At 31.1% G+C, this 18,242-nt stretch carries 21 protein-coding genes; 18 read left to right on the top strand and 3 right to left on the bottom strand.

Going from position 1 to position 18,242, the window contains the following annotated elements; translation table 11 throughout:
- Positions 1-25 precede the first annotated feature (25 nt).
- Positions 26-1,051, top strand: coding sequence for a glycosyltransferase family 9 protein (locus WNY60_RS06780; RefSeq protein WP_342861926.1), 1,026 nt, complete (start codon positions 26-28; stop codon positions 1,049-1,051).
- Between the two features lie 197 nt (positions 1,052-1,248).
- Here WNY60_RS06780 and WNY60_RS06775 read toward each other — a convergent pair whose 3' ends face one another.
- Positions 1,249-2,304 (bottom strand): ferredoxin--NADP reductase, encoded by a 1,056-nt coding sequence (locus WNY60_RS06775; protein WP_342861925.1) that lies wholly within the window; start codon positions 2,302-2,304, stop codon positions 1,249-1,251.
- Positions 2,305-2,414: 110 nt separating this feature from the next.
- On the opposite strand from WNY60_RS06775, the gene WNY60_RS06770 reads away from it, so the two are divergent.
- Genes WNY60_RS06770 through WNY60_RS06745 form a run of 6 tightly spaced genes read left to right on the top strand, consistent with a single transcriptional unit; the run spans position 2,415 to position 7,048 of the window.
- Complete coding sequence (locus WNY60_RS06770; RefSeq protein ID WP_145006810.1) at positions 2,415-2,753, top strand: helix-turn-helix transcriptional regulator; 339 nt, start codon at positions 2,415-2,417, stop codon at positions 2,751-2,753.
- A 1-nt stretch (position 2,754) separates the two neighbouring features.
- The gene (locus WNY60_RS06765) at positions 2,755-3,378 is read left to right on the top strand and encodes a hypothetical protein (RefSeq protein ID WP_342861924.1); all 624 of its coding nucleotides are present in this window, start codon (positions 2,755-2,757) and stop codon (positions 3,376-3,378) included.
- A 3-nt stretch (positions 3,379-3,381) separates the two neighbouring features.
- Positions 3,382-4,098 carry a hypothetical protein gene (locus WNY60_RS06760; RefSeq protein ID WP_342861923.1) on the top strand — a complete coding sequence of 239 codons (717 nt, stop codon included), beginning with the start codon at positions 3,382-3,384 and terminating at the stop codon, positions 4,096-4,098.
- Positions 4,095-4,784 (top strand): hypothetical protein, encoded by a 690-nt coding sequence (locus tag WNY60_RS06755; RefSeq protein WP_342861922.1) that lies wholly within the window; start codon positions 4,095-4,097, stop codon positions 4,782-4,784. Before WNY60_RS06760 ends, WNY60_RS06755 begins: the two co-directional genes overlap by 4 nt.
- A gap of 53 nt (positions 4,785-4,837) precedes the next feature.
- Positions 4,838-6,316, top strand: coding sequence for a DUF5687 family protein (locus tag WNY60_RS06750; protein WP_342861921.1), 1,479 nt, complete (start codon positions 4,838-4,840; stop codon positions 6,314-6,316).
- Positions 6,317-6,337: 21 nt separating this feature from the next.
- Complete coding sequence (locus WNY60_RS06745) at positions 6,338-7,048, top strand: ABC transporter ATP-binding protein (RefSeq protein WP_191099553.1); 711 nt, start codon at positions 6,338-6,340, stop codon at positions 7,046-7,048.
- Position 7,049: 1 nt separating this feature from the next.
- On the opposite strand, the gene WNY60_RS06740 is transcribed toward WNY60_RS06745, so the two are convergent.
- The gene (locus WNY60_RS06740; protein ID WP_191099554.1) at positions 7,050-7,937 is read right to left on the bottom strand and encodes a CPBP family intramembrane glutamic endopeptidase; all 888 of its coding nucleotides are present in this window, start codon (positions 7,935-7,937) and stop codon (positions 7,050-7,052) included.
- Between the two features lie 9 nt (positions 7,938-7,946).
- Positions 7,947-8,624: a hypothetical protein gene (locus WNY60_RS06735; RefSeq protein WP_342861920.1), complete on the bottom strand. Its 678-nt coding sequence runs from the start codon at positions 8,622-8,624 to the stop codon at positions 7,947-7,949.
- Positions 8,625-8,873: 249 nt separating this feature from the next.
- Here WNY60_RS06735 and WNY60_RS06730 point away from each other — a divergent pair, with 249 nt between their 5' ends.
- The 11 genes from WNY60_RS06730 to WNY60_RS06680 all read left to right on the top strand — a co-directional run bounded on the left by WNY60_RS06730 (position 8,874) and on the right by WNY60_RS06680 (position 18,190).
- Positions 8,874-11,420: a hypothetical protein gene (locus WNY60_RS06730; RefSeq protein ID WP_342861919.1), complete on the top strand. Its 2,547-nt coding sequence runs from the start codon at positions 8,874-8,876 to the stop codon at positions 11,418-11,420.
- Between the two features lie 11 nt (positions 11,421-11,431).
- The gene (locus WNY60_RS06725) at positions 11,432-11,818 is read left to right on the top strand and encodes a polymer-forming cytoskeletal protein (RefSeq protein ID WP_051437449.1); all 387 of its coding nucleotides are present in this window, start codon (positions 11,432-11,434) and stop codon (positions 11,816-11,818) included.
- The gene (locus tag WNY60_RS06720; protein WP_191099556.1) at positions 11,787-12,029 is read left to right on the top strand and encodes an AtpZ/AtpI family protein; all 243 of its coding nucleotides are present in this window, start codon (positions 11,787-11,789) and stop codon (positions 12,027-12,029) included. The genes WNY60_RS06725 and WNY60_RS06720 overlap by 32 nt, the downstream gene beginning before the upstream one ends.
- Positions 12,022-12,393, top strand: a complete 372-nt coding sequence (locus WNY60_RS06715; protein WP_342861918.1) for a DUF6168 family protein — start codon at positions 12,022-12,024, stop codon at positions 12,391-12,393. The genes WNY60_RS06720 and WNY60_RS06715 overlap by 8 nt, the downstream gene beginning before the upstream one ends.
- A 135-nt stretch (positions 12,394-12,528) precedes the next feature.
- Complete coding sequence (gene atpB, locus WNY60_RS06710) at positions 12,529-13,644, top strand: F0F1 ATP synthase subunit A (protein WP_342861916.1); 1,116 nt, start codon at positions 12,529-12,531, stop codon at positions 13,642-13,644.
- A gap of 40 nt (positions 13,645-13,684) precedes the next feature.
- Entirely contained in the window at positions 13,685-13,873 is a 189-nt protein-coding gene (gene atpE, locus WNY60_RS06705) for an ATP synthase F0 subunit C (RefSeq protein ID WP_090837241.1), read from the top strand.
- Positions 13,874-13,965: 92 nt separating this feature from the next.
- On the top strand, positions 13,966-14,466 hold the full coding sequence (locus WNY60_RS06700) for a F0F1 ATP synthase subunit B (protein WP_145004803.1): 501 nt from the start codon (positions 13,966-13,968) through the stop codon (positions 14,464-14,466).
- A gap of 9 nt (positions 14,467-14,475) precedes the next feature.
- Positions 14,476-15,012 carry an ATP synthase F1 subunit delta gene (gene atpH / locus WNY60_RS06695; RefSeq protein WP_292948715.1) on the top strand — a complete coding sequence of 179 codons (537 nt, stop codon included), beginning with the start codon at positions 14,476-14,478 and terminating at the stop codon, positions 15,010-15,012.
- 42 nt (positions 15,013-15,054) lie between these two features.
- Complete coding sequence (gene atpA, locus WNY60_RS06690) at positions 15,055-16,635, top strand: F0F1 ATP synthase subunit alpha (RefSeq protein ID WP_145004797.1); 1,581 nt, start codon at positions 15,055-15,057, stop codon at positions 16,633-16,635.
- A gap of 104 nt (positions 16,636-16,739) precedes the next feature.
- A complete protein-coding gene (gene atpG, locus WNY60_RS06685) occupies positions 16,740-17,600 on the top strand; it encodes an ATP synthase F1 subunit gamma (RefSeq protein WP_145004794.1) in 861 nt (286 codons plus the stop codon).
- A gap of 116 nt (positions 17,601-17,716) precedes the next feature.
- Positions 17,717-18,190, top strand: a complete 474-nt coding sequence (locus WNY60_RS06680) for a hypothetical protein (protein ID WP_145004791.1) — start codon at positions 17,717-17,719, stop codon at positions 18,188-18,190.
- Positions 18,191-18,242 lie beyond the last annotated feature (52 nt).

The following is an 18,242-nucleotide window of genomic DNA, read 5'->3' as shown; positions in this document are numbered from 1 at the left end:
TGTAATTTTAGCACGTGTTTTAAGTATGTCCAAAATACCAAAGCATATTTTAGTAATACGTCTCTCTGCAATGGGAGACGTTGCTATGACTGTTCCTGTTTTACAAGCGTTAACACAACATTATCCAGACCTTAAATTAACCGTTTTAACACGTCCGTTTTTTGCTCCTTTTTTCAGAGATTTAAAAAATGTTGAGGTTTTTGCAATTGATTTAAACAAACAGCATAAAGGTGTTTTTGGATTATATAAACTATCCAAGCAACTAAAAGCATTACAAATAGATGCTGTTGCAGATTTACATAATGTTTTAAGAACTAAGATTTTAAAACTTTTTTTCTTCGGAAAAAAATTTAAACAAATAGATAAAGGTCGAAGCGAAAAGAAAGCACTAGTTAATGGGCAAAATTTTCATCCTTTAAAAAGTACACACCAACGTTATGCAGACGTTTTTAAAGCCTTAGGTTTTAAGTTTAGTATAGATAACCCAAGTTTTCCTTCAAAAAAAGCTTTGCCAGAAGCAATCTTAAACAAAGTGAATAACCAAAACACAAAGCAATGGATTGGTATTGCGCCTTTTGCGCAATATACATCCAAAATGTATCCATTGGATCAGATGCAAGAGGTTATTCATATATTAAAGGAGAGCTATATTATTTTTCTGTTTGGTGGTAAAGCAGATCAAGCTAAACTAGACTCATTGGCAGCAAATAGTGATGCTGTAATAAATGTTGCAGGTCTTTATAATTTAAACCAAGAACTAGATTTAATATCTAACTTGGATGTAATGATAAGCATGGATTCTGGTAATGCGCACTTGGCAGCTATGCTTGGTGTTAAAGTGATTACTATTTGGGGAGTTACGCATCCTTATGCAGGTTTTGCAGCATTTAATCAGCCTAAAAGCTATAATATTACACCAGACAAAATGTTGTATCCTAAATTACCGACTTCTATTTACGGTAATAAATATCCAGAAGATTATAAAAATGTCGCTGGAAGTATACAACCTAAACAAATTACAGAAAAAGTTACTGCTGTTTTAAACGCATAAAAAAAGCCTCAATTTCTTGAGGCTTTTAGATTTTAACTACTAATATAAAATTAATATCATCCCTTAAACTAACAAATTTCAGTGTTATAATCTGTTTCAAAGATATCTGATACTATACTAGTTTTATTTTTTGAAGGTCTGTTTTAGATGTGATTCGGTAAAAGGTGTTAAAAAAACGTTTAAATGTATGTTTTGGTCTAAACATCATCATAATCTACAACTAATGTTGGTGTTGTAGGATGTGCTTGACAGGTTAATATTAAGCCTTCAGCCACTTCGGCATCTGTAAGTATGTTGTTTTGTCTCATGACTGCTTTACCATCTGTAACTCTTGCAATACAGCTACTGCAAACACCACCTTGACAAGAATATGGTGCATCTAGGTCTTGTTTTAAAGCAGCTTCTAATACAGTTTGTTTTTGAGACATAGTAAAGGTCTCCGACTCGTCATCCACTGTCACTGTTATTTGTGTGTTACCATCAGTTGCTTCTACAGTGGTTGTTGTATTTTGGGTAGCAGCAGTAAATAATTCAAAATGAATAGTGTTTTCGGCAATATTATTTTCAACTAAAACCTCTTTAACCGTGTTAATCATTGCTTCTGGACCACAAAGGTAAAAAGCATCTATTGTTACATGTTTATATTTATTTTTTACAATAAGGTTAACGGTACTTTTTTCGATACGTCCAAATAAAGCGTTCTCTTCTTGAGATTGGCTATATAAAAATTGTACATAAAAACGCTCTGGATATTGATGGTGTAAGGCTAAAATATCTGCTAAAAATATAGTGTCATTAACCGTTTTGTTACCGTAAACTAATACAAAGTGGCTTTTAGGTTCCTGCTCTAATACTGTTTTTGCAATACTTAAAATTGGTGTAATTCCGCTTCCTGCTGCAAATGCTGCTATGGTACGTTCCTCAGATGCTTTTGATTCAAAAACAAAACGTCCTTGTGGTTTTGCAACGTCTAATGTGTCACCAGCTTTTAAACTGCTGTTGGCATAAGTACTAAAGGTTCCGTTTGGTACTGCTTTAACCGCAACGGTTAGTATTCCGCTTGACGGAGAAGAACATAAAGAGTAATCACGTCTTACTTCTGCATCGTTAATTTTAGTTTTTAGTGTAATATATTGACCTGCTTTAAAGGCGTAGTCTTGTTTTAAATTATCTGGAACATTAAAAGTCAGCGTAACACATTGGTCTGTTTGACGTGTGATATCCGAAATAGTTAGTGTATTAAATTGAGACATGGTTTAAATTTTTATGTAAAAATAATGAAGCTTTACCGTTTTGCCTTCTGTTTAGAAAAAAATTAATACATAAGTTTATTATGCATAAGAAAATTATGTATGTTTGTAATATGGCAAATTCAAAATTATATAAAGGTAGTCTGACCACTATTATTTTAAAGCTTTTAAATGAAAGCGAAAAAATGTATGGTTACGAAATGACACAAAAGGTGAAAGAAATTACTAAAGGTGAACTTAATATTACCGAAGGTGCTTTGTATCCAGCGTTACATAAGTTAGAAGCCGAAGGGTTGCTGGACGTCGAGGTCAAAAAAGTAGATAACCGTTTGCGTAAATACTATAAACTTACCGAAAAAGGTAATAAAGAAACGGTAAGTAAATTGGAAGAACTTAAGGATTACATTAAAACCATGGAAACCTTTATGAATCCTAAATTTAGCTTGGATTAATATGAAGTTGAGTAAAGAAAACATACAGTTTATAGATAACTACCTAATTAAACTTAAGGTAAAGTATGTAGATGTTAGATTGGAGCTTATTGATCATTTAGCTTCAGATTTTGAAGCATCTAATAAAGACCAGCAGTTAGAAGGTTATCTTAAATCTAAAATAGATTTTATTCAAGATTTTGAAAAGAAACGTCAAAAAACAATCCATTGGAGTTATCAAAGAGAAATGTGGCGACGTTTAGCTATATTTTTTTATAAGCCTAACTATATGCCTTTTACAATAATGTTGGGATTTTTAGTCTATTGGATGCAAAAGTTGCAACCAAACAAGACATCAATTATTGTTCTTGTAGTTAGTCTTTCAACTATACATTTTTGGGCGCTGATTGCTGGATATTCACATCATAAAACCTTTAAAAGGTTGCAAATGGCACAGCCTTTATATTCAATAATGGCTTTACCTTCTTTATTTTTATACAGTATGGGAGCAGCTAAACCATGGTTAGAAAATCAATATTTTTTTATCACCTTTTGGTTTTTTGCAGTTTTATTTAATATAGCAGGAGCAATCGAGTTGCGTAACAAAAAGAATAAGATTTTAGAGTACTCAAAAAATATTATCTAGATAATGAAGTTAACCAAAGAACAAATACAATATATAGATAATTATCTTATTAAAAATGAGGTAAAATATTGGGATGTACGTTTGGAGTTGTTAGATCATATTGCATTGTCAGTAGAGGATCATATGAATATCAATGGGATGTCTTTTGATAAAGCCTTACTGGTAACCCATCAAGCGTTTGGAAACCAAACAAAAGTACATGGTATTTATCATGGTAAGTTAATGAAAGAAGGTTTGTATGCCGACAACCAAGGCTTTAAGGATTTTGAAAAACAAAAGCAAAAAGACATTGGTAAAAAGTACAGACGGTTACATTGGCAAGGGTTAAAACAACTAATTAAATCGCCAAAATTTTTACTAGAGTATGTTTTATTTTGTGTGATGTTTTACCTGTGCTATGTTTATAGTTATAAAGTCTCTATAGTTCTAGGATTTGTAATTTTAACAATACCTACGTTGTATAGTGGTTACCATTCGGCTATAAGTAAAATGGCAAGACGATCTTTAAATATTGTATTATCCATTGGGATAATTGGATTACCATGGAATATTTACAATTTGGTATTGTTATCATTTAATGGTTTGTATGATGATCAAGCTAGTAAACCCTACTACATTTTATTTATATTAACCATTGTGTGCTATCCATTAGTACGATCAGGTTTGAAAGTGTATTTAGAAATTTTTAATACTTATAAGCAACAGTATAATTTAATATGAAGTTAACCCAACCTCAAATACAAAACCTATACGCCTTTACAAGACAACACTACGTTGAGCATTATGATTTACAAACCGAGTTAGTAGATCACTTAGCAAACGATATTGAGTCTGTATGGCAAACACAACCAGATATATCGTTTGAAGAGGCTAGAGACCAAGCCTTCAAAAAATTTGGAGTCTTTGGCTTTATGGACGTGTTAGAACGTCGTCAAAAAGCAATGAATAAACGTTACATAAAGTATTTATGGGCAGAATTAAAACAATGGTTTACGTTTCCTAAGTTAATATCAACTATTGCTTTGTTTTTGATTATCTATATGTCATTATCCTCTGTTTTAGCAAAATCGTTTTTAATTGGTCTTTTTGTAATAATATGTGTTTTTACAATCTACAAAAGCATACAGCTAAAAAGACAATTTAAACAGCGTAAAGCGCTGTCCAATAAAAAATGGATGTTAGAAGAAATAATATTTAAACAAGCAGGAGCTTCAGCAATAATTTTACTCACTCAGCTGCCACAATGGTATAATTTTTCTGGTAATATTTTTAGTTACCCTTACATTGTTTTGGGTGTGTCTATTTTTTCTACACTGTTTTGTCTTTGGATGTATATTAGTTTTGAGGTTATACCAAACAAAGCAGAACAACTTTTAAATGAAACCTATCCAGAATTTTGTTTGTAACATTTTTGCACATTTGTATACTTATCTATTAAATCAACCAAACAATAACAACTATGATTAGTAAATTTTTAAGCTTAGAATGGAAGTCATTTATTCGCTCGGCAAGCTTTGGTAAAAGCTTAGCAATAAAGATTGTCATGGGCTTTTTTGCTTTATATTTTATTTTAGTGTTTTTAGCATTAGGCTTTGGATTATATCCAATTTTAGAGAAAACTTTTCCGGATCAAGACCCTTTTATTGTGGTTAATGGATTTATCTTTTTTTGGTTTTTAGGCGATTTATTATTGCGTTTTTTTCTTCAAAAATTACCAGTAATGAGTGTCAAACCTTTGCTAACCATACCCATTAAAAGAAGTAGTATTGTGCATTTTGTTTTAGGAAAATCTGCAGTATCCTTTTTTAATTTTTTACCCCTTTTTGCCATAATACCTTTTAGTATTATCCTTATTACTAAGGATTATCAACTAGCAACCGTAATGACTTGGGCTGCTGCTATGATTTTACTAACCCTAATTAATAATTTTTTAAATTTTATTATTGAAAGTTTTTCTGCAGAAACAGAATTGTCATTTCTACCAATAATCATATTTGCTGGTACGTTATTTGGACTTAACTATTTTAATATTATTAATATTTCAGGTGCTTTGTCTACAGCTATGTTAGCCATAGTTAACAATCCATTATTACTGCTAATTTTGATTGTAATTTTAATTGGTTTATATCTGTTTAATCATAAAATATTAATTAAAAAACTATACTTAGACCATTCACTTAAAACAAAAATTAAAGAAGTAACCACTTCAGATTTAGGATGGACCAAACGATTTGGTGATAGTGCACCTTTTATGCAATTAGATTTAAAATTAATTTGGAGAAACAAACGTCCAAGGTCTGCTGTTTTTATGTTGGTATTTGGTTTATTATATGGTTTGTTTTTTTACCCACAACCAATATACAGGGACATGCCAATTATGTATGGTTTTATTGGTGTATTTGTGACTGGTATTTTCTTAATTAATTTTGGGCAATTTATTCCGGCTTGGGATAGTGGATATTACAAAATGTTAATGAGCCAAAACATCAAGTATGAACAATATTTAAAATCTAAATACACCTTAATGGTCCTTAGTGTTATTATCATGTTTGTACTAAGTATTCCTTATGTCTATTTTGGTTGGAAAATCTTAGTTGCACATTTTGCAGCAGCAGTGTATAACATAGGTGTTAATAGTTATGTTATAATGCTTGGTGGATCTTTTAATCGAAAAAAAATAGACTTAAATCAACGTGCAGCTTTTAACTTTCAAGGTACAGGAGCAGTACAATGGTTAATTGGTATTCCATTGTTACTTTTACCATTGGCTATTTTTGGGTTATTATCTCATTTTGTTAGTTTTTATGCAGGTATATCTGCGTTAATACTACTAGGAGTTATCGGAATTATTTTTCATCAAAAAATCATGCGCTTTATTACCAATAAGTACTTAGACTCTAAGTATGAAATGATAAAAGCATTTAACCAAGACAATTAATATTTACAAAACTTTTTAACTATGATAACAACAACAAATCTTTCAAAAAAATATAGCGGAAACGAAGTTTTAAATATTTCTAATTTAGACATACCTAAAGGTCAAAGTTTTGGTCTTGTGGGTAATAATGGTGCAGGAAAAACAACGTACTTTAGTTTGTTATTGGATTTAATAAAACCTACTACTGGTTATATTAAAACTAATGGAATATTAGTTAACGAGAGCGAAGATTGGAAACCCTTTACGTCTGCTTTTATTGACGAAAGCTTTTTAATTGGCTATTTAACACCAGAAGAATATTTTTATTTTATTGGTGATTTACGTGGACAAAACAAACAAGACGTAGACAATTTAGTGTCACAGTTTGAAGACTTTTTTCATGGCGAAATTTTGGGTCAAAAAAAATACCTTCGTGATTTAAGTAAAGGTAATCAGAAAAAAGCAGGTATTGTCGCTGCGTTAATTGGTAATCCTGAGGTAATTATTTTAGATGAGCCTTTTGCTAATTTAGATCCAACAACACAAATTAGATTAAAGCAAATTATTAAGGATTTAGCTGAGAAAAAAGGAGTCACTGTTTTAGTGTCTAGTCACGATTTAATGCACGTCACAGATGTATGCGAGCGTATTGTGGTTTTAGATAAAGGTCATGTAATTAAAGATATACAAACTAGCGAAGCAACTTTAAAGGAGTTGGAAGCGCATTTTTCTGGAGAAGAAATTATTAGATAAATTATTGTTTAATTGCTTTTATTAAATCATGTTTTTCTAAAGATTGTAAAATATCTTTTACTTTTAAATCTTCTGTTGATTCAAAATTTAAGTTATAAAGTAAAAATGGAGATGAAGAATAATAGTTGTTTGTGATATCTGACTCATTCCAAAAATAATAACTAATTAATTTTAAAAAATCAGCTATTGTTATATTATTAGCTATAATAACTTTGTGGTTAAAACTAGTTGATGTTTTGTTAGATATGAATTTTTTTGTGTTAACAATACTGTAATTGACGGTTTTAAAATGTGAATTTATTTTTTGATCATTACTTGAAAGAGTTAAACCAATGAACATTATCGAAATTACAATTAAATTATTTGCAAAATGAAAAAGCATAGATTTTAAAAGACCATAGTTTAACATGAGATAAAAAGCAATTAGAGAAAACCCAAATCTATTTAAAAAGGCAGCTATATTTTGTAAATTTAGATCTGACACATTATTAATGTCTAAATGTAAAATTGAAAATAAAAAAGAACAACTATAAATTATAATATAAGCGTTGTTCTGTTTTTTGTAATTAATCAGCAAAACAATTAGATAAATAAAATAAACGATAATCAAACTAGGCTTATTTAACCATATAAATATTCCTAGAAAAAAAATTGATGTGTATATATAGGCTTTATTTTTTAAAAAAATCCCTCTAAAAACAAACTCTTCTGTAATTGGCGCAATGACTATTGCAGCAATTAATAATACAAAAAAAGAGATGTCTTCAAACTTTGATTTAACTGGCGATTCAAAATTAGCAAAAGAATAAAAACCAGTTAAAATTATACCAAGACTTAATATTACTAAGCCTTGGTATAAGATATTTTTAAATACTGGTTTTTTAATCATTTTATGTTTTTACGGTAATACACATTCTACCTTACATGATTGTGAAGATCCAAGCAATCCTCCTGTTGTAGATAAAGTTACATTTGCAACACCACCACTTTCTTTACAAAGTTTTATAGCTAATTCACAATTACTATTTAAATCAACAGCAAACGAATCTACTACTGCATCTACCAAAGCGCCTAAAACTATTGAAATACATTTCCAACACCATTTATTAGATAGGCCTACAAATTCCTCTGACTCAATTATTATGTTTTCAATTAAAACACCATTACTTGCCAATGCGTTAAACTCAACTTTATTATTACTAAGTCTATTATTTTTTCTTAATAAAATAGTATCATCACTTTGATCTAACTTAATTAGTAAACCAGTTTCATTATTTCCAATAGCAACCTCCTCGTAAGATAGGCTTCTATTGTTATAATCTACATCTAAGTTATACTCAAGTGTTAGGTCTTTATTATTTTTCTGTAATATATTATTATTTACTTGGTAAATAAAATCACCTAAATAAATTTTATCATTAGAACCGTTTCTTTGATTAGTGAAATCTTGTTGATTTTCAATTTCAGATTTTAAAGATTCTTTTGAAGTTATTTCCTCTCTTTCACAAGATTGGAAAAAATAACTAGTAAAAAGTATAGCTAAAAGCATTACTAAATTTGATTTGGTTTTTTTCATGTTTTTTAAAATTGGTTTGATAATTAATTTGATATAGTTGTACACTATTTGATAGAGCTAATCAAAAAAAAAAAAAATGAAAAATCAAAACCAAAGTGAATTTATTTCTATTCAGTTAAAAACTAAACACTAGAAATTTTAAAAAATTAATCTATTAAAAAAAAGATGCTTATTTTTACGCACCTGTCAATAATTATAAATAATAATTATGGCATTAATTAGTTATGTATTACACTAAATACAACCGCATTGAGAATAGCATTAAAAATTTGTATAGTTTCTGGTTTGATCTTAGCAACAATTACTAGTTGTTCAAGAAAAAAAAACAGTTTTATAAATCGTAATTTTCATGCAGTTACTGCAGAGTATAACGCTTTGTTTAATGGTTACGAGGCTTTAAAACAAGGACAAAACAGTCTTAACGAAGGTTATAAAGACAATTATTGGGACATCTTACCTGTCGAGCGTATGCAAGTTAGTGATGAGATTGTTTTACCAGGACAATCAAAAAACGAAAGTTTTACTAAAGCAGAAGAAAAAGCGGTAAAAGCCATCCAAAAACATGGGATGAATATTCAAGGTAAAGAGTATAACCCTCAAATTGATGAAGCCTATTTATTGTTAGGAGAAGCTAGATATTTTGATCAACGCTTTGTGCCAGCTCTAGAAGCTTTTAATTACATCCTTTACAAATATCCTGCTTCAGATAAAATAAACACTGCAAAGGTTTGGCGAGAAAAAACTAACATGCGTTTGGATAATGACGAGTTAGCCATTAAAAATCTAAAACGTCTAATAGAACAAGAAGAGTTAGAAGGTCAAGAACTAGCGGATGCGACGTCCATTTTAGCACAAGCCTACATCAATACTAAAGCTTTAGATAGTGCTTTAACGCAAATTAAAATTGCAGCTAAAGCAACTAAAAATAATGACGAAAAAGGACGTTTTGGTTTTATAACAGGACAACTATACAACGTACTTACTTACAAGGATAGTGCAAATATTGCATTTGACGAGGTTATAGATTTAAACCGAAAAATTCCACGTCGTTACTTAATGGCTGCACATGTTGAGAAAGCTAAAAACTTTGATTACGATAAAGGCGATAAAATTGCATTTTTAAAGTACCTAACCAAATTAGAAAAAGACCGAGAAAATCGTCCGTACCTAGATAAGATATATCACCAAATTGGCGAGTTTCATTTAACTAATAAATCGGATTCTTTAGCAGTAGTATATTACAATAAATCACTAAGAGAAAAATCTACAGATAAAATTTTAACAGCCAAAAACTACGAAACTCTAGGCGATTTTTATTTTGATAGAAATAACTATAAAGTAGCAGGAGCTTATTTTGATAGTACAATGACTAGTATGGTTGAAAACAGTAAACCTTACAGAACCATTAAGCGTAAACGCGAAAACTTAGATGATGTTATTTATTATGAAGGCGTAGCCGAAGTTAATGATAGCATACTTAAACTAGTTAGCATGTCTGATGCAGATCGTGTCACATTTTTTACAGACTACACCAACAAGCTTAAGATAGAAGCTGAAAAAGAAAAAGAACGTTTAGAAATCGAAGCTAGAAAAAAAGGATTAGCAACAACAAATACGCCAACAAATAATGTCACTAAGCCAAGAGGTGGATTACCAGGTGTTGGTAGTAATTTTTATTTTTATAACCAAAGCACAGTTGCTTATGGTAAAAACGAATTTACGCGTATTTGGGGAGACCGTAAAAATCAAGACGATTGGAGATGGTCATCTGCAAGCGGAAACGCAATTGGCAATCAATCCAATTCTGATATAGCAGCAGTTTTAGAGCAAGATCAAGAGTTTTTAGATCCGCAATTTTATATAGCGCAAATCCCTACAGCACAAAAAGAACTTGATAGTTTAAAAAAGGATCGTAATTATGCCTATTATCAGTTAGGTCTGATTTATAAAGAAAAATTTAAGGAATATAATTTGTCTAAAAGCAAGTTTTTAAACCTGTTAGCTAGTAATCCTGAACAAAAATTAATTTTACCTTCTAAATATAACTTATATAAAATATATGAGATTTTAGGCGAAAACGACGAAGCACAAATCACCAAAACAGATATTATAGCCAACTATTCAAGTTCTAGATATGCCGAGATTTTGAAAAACCCAGAATTAGCAGCAACTAGAGACAAAAGTAGTCCGGAAAGTCTATATGAAGCAACCTATAAATTACTAGAAGAACAAGATTATGCTCAGGTCATTGAAAAGTCAAATAAATATATTAAGTTTTTTGATGGCGAGCCAATAGTAGCAAAATTTGCACTTTTAAAAGCAACAGCAAATGGTAGGTTAAATGGATATCAAGCCTACGTAGATGGACTTAATGACGTAGCATTAGCTTATGCAAACATGCCAGAGGCTATTAAAGCGGAAGCTATAGTTAACAGCTTAAAATCTGTAAGTGATAAAACGTTTAAACCAAATACGGAGTCTACGTCCTTTAAAGTATTGTTTCAATTTGAAAAAAATAACACTGAAGCGATAGCTTCATTTAAAAAAATGTTAGACGAGGTAACCCCTAAAATTCAATATTATAATTTATCCACATCTGTAGATGTATATAATCCAGAAATCTCTTTTGTGGTTGTTCATGGTTTAAAAAGTGTAGATGGTGCAAAAGGATTTGCAGATATATTAAAGGCAGAAGATAAATCTAAGATAGATAGACCTTATTTTGGAATTTCTTCTGACAACTATCAAATTCTTCAAATACATAAAAATCTAAACCAATATTTAGAAAATCAATAATTTCCCTTAAAATGAAAAAAAAGCAACAAGAGCAATTTTCTATTCAAAATATAATAGCAAAAGGTACTAAAATAGTAGGAGATTTTTTTAGTGAAGGAGACTTACGTGTGGATGGATTAATCGAAGGTAATGTTGAGGCGTCTGGTAAAGTAGTCATTGGTAAAGAAGGCGAAATAAAAGGGACTCTTAAATGTAGTAACGCTTATTTTGAAGGAAAGCTAACTGGAGCTTTAGAGTTAACCGAAACCTTAACTTTAAAGTCTACAGCGCATATAGAAGGTGAAGTAGTCACACAAAAACTGGCTGTAGAACCTGGAGCAACATTTAATGTATCGTGTGTTATGAAAACGACTGTAAAAGATATAAATGGCGGATCAAAAACAAAAAAAACAGCTTAATCCATATATTAGGTTTACATCTATTGCCATACAAATGGGTTTGACTATTTGGTTAGGTAGCCAATTAGGTAGTTGGTTGGATAGCAAATATGGCGATGGTAGTCAATTATATTTTAAAATAATTACATTATTATCTGTTTTTATTGCAATGTACGCTGTAATCAAGCAAGTTGTTAAAATAACTAACGATCAAAAGACTAAAAATGAATAAACGCATACTATATGTAGTTGTTATAATATTAGTATTATTAGCAGTTGCTTACAACCTTCAAAATTATCTAACAGAAGATAATCTACCTTACTCGTTACAAAAACTATATTTATTTCATGGTATAGCAGTATTGATAGTATATCTAAGCATAGAGTTTATTTACGATAAAATGCCCAATCAAATAGGTGCAGCATACCTAACAATGATGTTTTTAAAAATAGGAATTTTCATACTATTGTTTAAATCCACGATATTTACTGAGCAAGATTTAGCGATACAACATCGCTTAGGATTATTAATTCCATTTTTTTTATTTTTAATAGTAGAGGCTGTTTGCATAGCAAAATTATTAAAAAGTAAGTAAGTGCTTGAAATAAAGAATAATAGTGGTTATTAAAACCTTAAAAAAAATCTAATTAAAAAAAGCGTTTACCTTTTTAAATTATTACTTACATTTGCACAAAATTTACAGACCATAAATTTATTAGTTACAAAAAGTATGATGTTGGCAAAAAAATCTATCAATTTTATAGCGATATTAGTTCTGACTTTATTTTCAGTGTCCTCTTATGGAAGTGATGATAAGCAAGAACCAGGAAATCCGGTGAATACTGCTCAAGAAATTAAAGAGTATATCAAACATCACTTAAAAGATTCTCATGACTTTCATTTGTTTACACACAATGAGTCTGGAACGCCTATCAGTTTTCCATTACCAGTTATCGTTTGGACTAAAGATGGTTTAAAAACATTTATGTCTTCAGCATTTCACCATGATGATAGTGGAAGTGTAATTGTAGAAAAAGGAGACACACGTTTAGTAAAGCTACATAGTAAAATTTACGAGTTAGATAATGGCGCAACAACAGTAGCTTTTGATGATGCACACCATCCAACAAATGCGCATAAAGTTATAGATTTTTCAATTACAAAATCTGTATTTGGAATGTTGTTAACTGGAGTGTTAATGCTATTAGGTTTTACAGCGTTAGCAAGAGGATACAAAAAAGGACACGCTGTGCCAAAAGGATTTAGTAGAGTTTTAGAGCCTTTAGTAATATATGTTAGAGATGATATTGCTAAACCAAATATTGGAGAGAAAAAGTACCGTAAGTTTATGGGCTTTTTATTAACTGTATTTTTCTTTATCTGGATCTTAAACTTATTAGGATTAACGCCAATTGGGTTTAATGTTACAGGTCAGATTGCAGTAACAGCTTGTCTAGCAATTTTTACAGCAGTTATATATTTATTTAGTGGAAGTAAAGACTTTTGGAAACACACCTTATGGATGCCAGGAGTACCAGTAATTTTACGTCCAATATTAGCAGTAATAGAGTTAATAGGTTTTGTGTTAATTAAACCTTTCTCATTATTAGTGCGTTTATTTGCAAACATGACAGCAGGTCACTTTGTGGTAATGAGCTTAATAGCATTAATGATAACAATGAAAGAATCATTTGGAGCTGTTGGATCAACAGGGATGTCTTTAGTGTTAGCTTTGTTTATTTCGGTTATTGAAATTTTAGTAGCCTTTTTACAAGCGTTTATTTTCACGATGTTATCATCGTTATTTATAGGAATGGCAGTCGAAGAACACGACGATCATCACTAACAAGAATTTGTTTAATTAATATTTATAAAACCAAATTAGTATGTACAATTTAATTGGAGCAGGATTAATCGTAATCGGTGGAGGAATCGGATTAGGTCAAATTGGAGGAAAAGCAATGGAAGGTATTGCTCGTCAACCAGAAGCAGCTGGAAAAATCCAAACTGCGATGATCATCATCGGAGCCTTATTAGAAGGTTTAGCATTCGGTGCGTTAATCTTAGGAGCATAATCCTAAAACAAAAAGAAACAGCTTTCTGCAACGGTTGGTTGCAGGAACTGTTTTAAATTAAACAAACAAAGAATTACAGTAATCTATATAGTATGGAAACTTTATTAAATGACTTTTCGGTAGGTTTATTCATTATGCAAGGTGTTATCTTAATAATACTAATTGTATTAATGAGAAAATTTGCATGGAAACCTATTTTAGACGCTTTACAAACTCGTGAAGACGGTATACAAAATGCTTTAGACTCAGCTGAAAATGCTAAGCTAGAAATGCAAAATCTTCAAGCAGATAACGAGAAGTTATTAAAAGAAGCACGTGCAGAGCGTGAGTCTATGCTTAAAGAAGCAAGAGAGTTGAAAAACAAAATGATCGAAGACGCTAAAACGGAAGCTCAAGCTCAAGCAAACAATATGATTGCTCAAGCACAAGCAGCTATTGAAAGCGAAAAGAAATCAGCTATGGCAGAATTAAAAAATCACGTAGCAGGATTATCTTTAGACATTGCAGAAAAAGTAGTACGTCAAGAATTATCTAACAAAGACAAACAATTAGAGTTAGTTGAGTCTATGTTAAATGATGCTAAATTAAACTAAGTTTAAGTTATGGCAGGAGAAAGAGCAGCAATACGTTACGCAAAAGCAGTTTTAAGCTTAGCTACAGATAATAATACAACAGACGTTGTAAACAATGACATGGAGCTAATTAATAATACAGTAGCGCAAAGTAAAGATTTAAAAGATATGCTTTACAGTCCTGTAATTAGTTCTAGCATTAAAAAATCTGCATTATTAGAAGTTTTTAAAGGTATTAATCCAGCAACGGTAAACCTTATAGATACTCTAATTACAAACAAACGTACAGATTTATTACCAGAAGTAGCTTCAAAGTTTATAACTTTATTCGAGCAACAAAAAGGTAGTCAAATTGCTACAGTTACAACAGCAGTTCCTTTAACAGAAGCTTTAGAAGCTAAAGTTTTAGCAAAAGTTAAAGAACTTACAGGTAAAGATGCAGCAATAAAAAATATAGTAGATGAAAGCATTTTAGGTGGTTTCATTTTACGTGTTGGAGATACGCAGTATAATGCTAGTATCGCTAACCAATTAAGCAAGTTAAAAAGAGAATTTACAATAAACTAAGACTTACCCTGAGTTTGTCGAAGGGTCTAAATATCAATAAAGATGGCAGAAGTAAAACCAGCTGAAGTATCAGCAATCTTAAAACAACAACTTTCAGGTTTTGAAGCTAGCGCTTCATTAGACGAAGTTGGAACAGTATTAACAGTAGGTGATGGTATTGTACGTGCTTACGGATTAGCTAACGCACAATATGGTGAGTTAGTAGAATTCGATGGTGGTTTAGAAGGTATCGTACTTAACCTTGAAGAAGATAATGTAGGTATTGTACTTTTAGGAACTTCAGTAGGAGTTAGAGAAGGATCTACAGTAAAACGTACTAACCGTATTGCTTCTATTAAAGTAGGAGAAGGTATTGTTGGACGTGTCGTAGATACACTTGGTAACCCAATTGATGGTAAAGGACCAATCACTGGAACAACTTATGAGATGCCTTTAGAGCGTAAAGCACCGGGAGTTATCTACAGAGAGCCAGTAACTGAGCCATTACAAACAGGTATTAAAGCAATTGATGCTATGATCCCAGTTGGTAGAGGTCAACGTGAGTTAGTAATTGGTGACAGACAAACAGGTAAGACTGCAGTTTGTATTGATGCTATCTTAAACCAAAAAGAATTTTTTGATGCAGGTGAGCCTGTATATTGTATATATGTTGCAGTTGGACAAAAAGCGTCAACAGTAGCACTTATCGCTAAAACTTTAGAAGAAAAAGGAGCTTTAGCCTATACTACAATAGTAGCTGCAAATGCATCAGATCCTGCTGCAATGCAAGTTTATGCACCTTTTACGGGAGCTTCTATTGGAGAGTATTTTAGAGATACTGGTAGACCAGCTTTAATTGTATTTGATGATTTATCAAAACAAGCTGTTGCTTACCGTGAGGTATCTTTATTATTACGTCGTCCACCAGGACGTGAGGCGTATCCTGGAGATGTATTTTACTTACACTCAAGATTATTAGAGCGTTCTGCAAAAGTTATTAATAATGACGCGATTGCTAAAGAGATGAATGATTTACCAGAATCATTAAAACCAATCGTAAAAGGTGGTGGATCTTTAACTGCATTACCAATTATTGAAACACAAGCAGGTGACGTATCAGCATATATCCCAACTAACGTAATTTCTATTACAGATGGACAAATCTTCTTAGATGGAGATTTATTTAACTCTGGTGTACGTCCAGCAATTAACGTAGGTATTTCTGTATCTCGTGTAGGAGGTAATGCACAGATTAAATCAATGAAAAAGGTATCAGGTACTTTAAAGTTAGATCAAGCACAATATCGTGAGCTTGAGGCGTTTGCTAAGTTTGGTTCAGATTTAGATGCAGTAACTTTAAACGTAATTGAAAAAGGTAAACGTAACGTAGAGATCTTAAAGCAAGGTCAAAACGATCCATTTACTGTTGAGGATCAAGTAGCAATCATTTATGCTGGATCTAAAAACTTATTAAAAGACGTACCTGTAAATAAAATTAAAGAATTTGAAAGAGATTATCTTGAATTCTTAAATGCTAAGCACAGAGGTGTTTTAGATACTTTAAAAGCAGGTAAATTAACTGACGAGGTTACAGATACACTTATCGCTGTATGTAAAGACCTTTCAGCTAAATATAGAGCATAACAATTATAAATTTATAGTTATAGATTAGTCGTCTATAACTATAAATTTGAATTATTAAACTAATGTCACTCGGAGCGTGTCGAAGAGTCTTTATAATATAAAGAATGGCTAATCTAAAAGAAATACGTAATAGAATATCTTCAGTATCTTCAACGATGCAGATTACTAGTGCCATGAAAATGGTATCTGCTGCTAAGTTAAAGAAAGCTCAAGATGCTATTACTGCTATGCGTCCTTATTCAGATAAGTTAACTGAACTTTTACAAAGTTTAAGTGCAACTTTAGATGAAGATGCTGGAAGTAAATTTGCAGAACAACGCGAGATTAATAACGTTTTAATCGTATCTATAACTTCTAATAGAGGTTTATGTGGTGCTTTTAATTCTAACATTATCAAGCAAACACAACACTTGATTTCTAATGTCTATGCAGGTAAAAAAGTATCTGTCTTAGCTATCGGAAAAAAAGCGAATGATGCATTTGCTAAAAAAGGAATTGTAATTGGTAACCAAAGTGCCATTTATGACGACTTAACCTTTAACAGTGTTGCAGATATTGCAGAAATGTTAATGGATAAATTTACTAAAGGCGAATTTGATAAAATCGAAATCGTTTATAATAAATTTAAAAATGCAGCAACACAAGAAGTAATGACGGAACAGTTTTTACCAATTGTGCCGATAGAAGGTGAAGCAGATAACAATTCTGATTATATCTTTGAACCATCTAAACTAGAAATAGTTGAAGAACTTATACCTAAGTCTTTAAAAACGCAGTTATATAAAGGAATTAGAGATAGTTTTGCTTCAGAGCATGGTGCACGTATGACTGCTATGCATAAAGCAACAGACAACGCAACAGAGTTAAGAGATCAACTTAAGTTGACATATAACAAAGCGCGTCAAGCAGCAATTACTAACGAGATTTTAGAGATTGTTGGTGGTGCAGAAGCATTAAATAACTAATACAATTTTTCTACTTTAGTAGAATGTTTTATACATTAAAACCTTATTCAAATTGGATAAGGTTTTTTTTATGGAATAGCTTTTGATTAATTACCTTTATACAAATTCCTACAATTATGAAATTTATACAGTATTTAAGCCTTTCGATAGTATCAAGTTTTTTATTTATGCAATGCTCTAGCGCACAAAAACTTCAAAAGGAAGCAGCTTTTCAAACAGATAAAGCCTACTATCAAAAATGGGTAGCAGGTCTTAAGGATGGTGGTTCTGGTATAAATGTGTTTATTCCTATAGACTCTAATTCTAAAAATTTAAAATTAGACAGTTTATATTTTAGAGGACATATAGTAACCTTACAAACTAAACCTAATTTTCCTGATTTATACATTGGACGTATAACAACTAATGCCAATCAGCCAAAAGATTATAGTGTAGATACATCAGATATTCCTTTTGACTTAAAGGATAACGAAGCAGTAGTTAGCTATACAGAAAATGGTACAACTAAGTACTTAAAGATTGAGAATCTAGTCGAAAAACAAATGGAGCAATACCCAAGTGCACCACCAAGAAATCTGAATAAACAATAATAAAGCTTAAACCTTATTTTTGTTAACTTCACACGGACTCTTATAATTCAAA

Origin of the sequence: Olleya sp. AS48, assembly GCF_038900355.1 — a bacterium.
In the GTDB taxonomy this organism is placed as follows: Bacteria; Bacteroidota; Bacteroidia; order Flavobacteriales; family Flavobacteriaceae; genus Olleya.
Note: the sequence above shows the minus strand (reverse complement) of the source record. Positions and strands in the feature narration are given on the sequence as shown.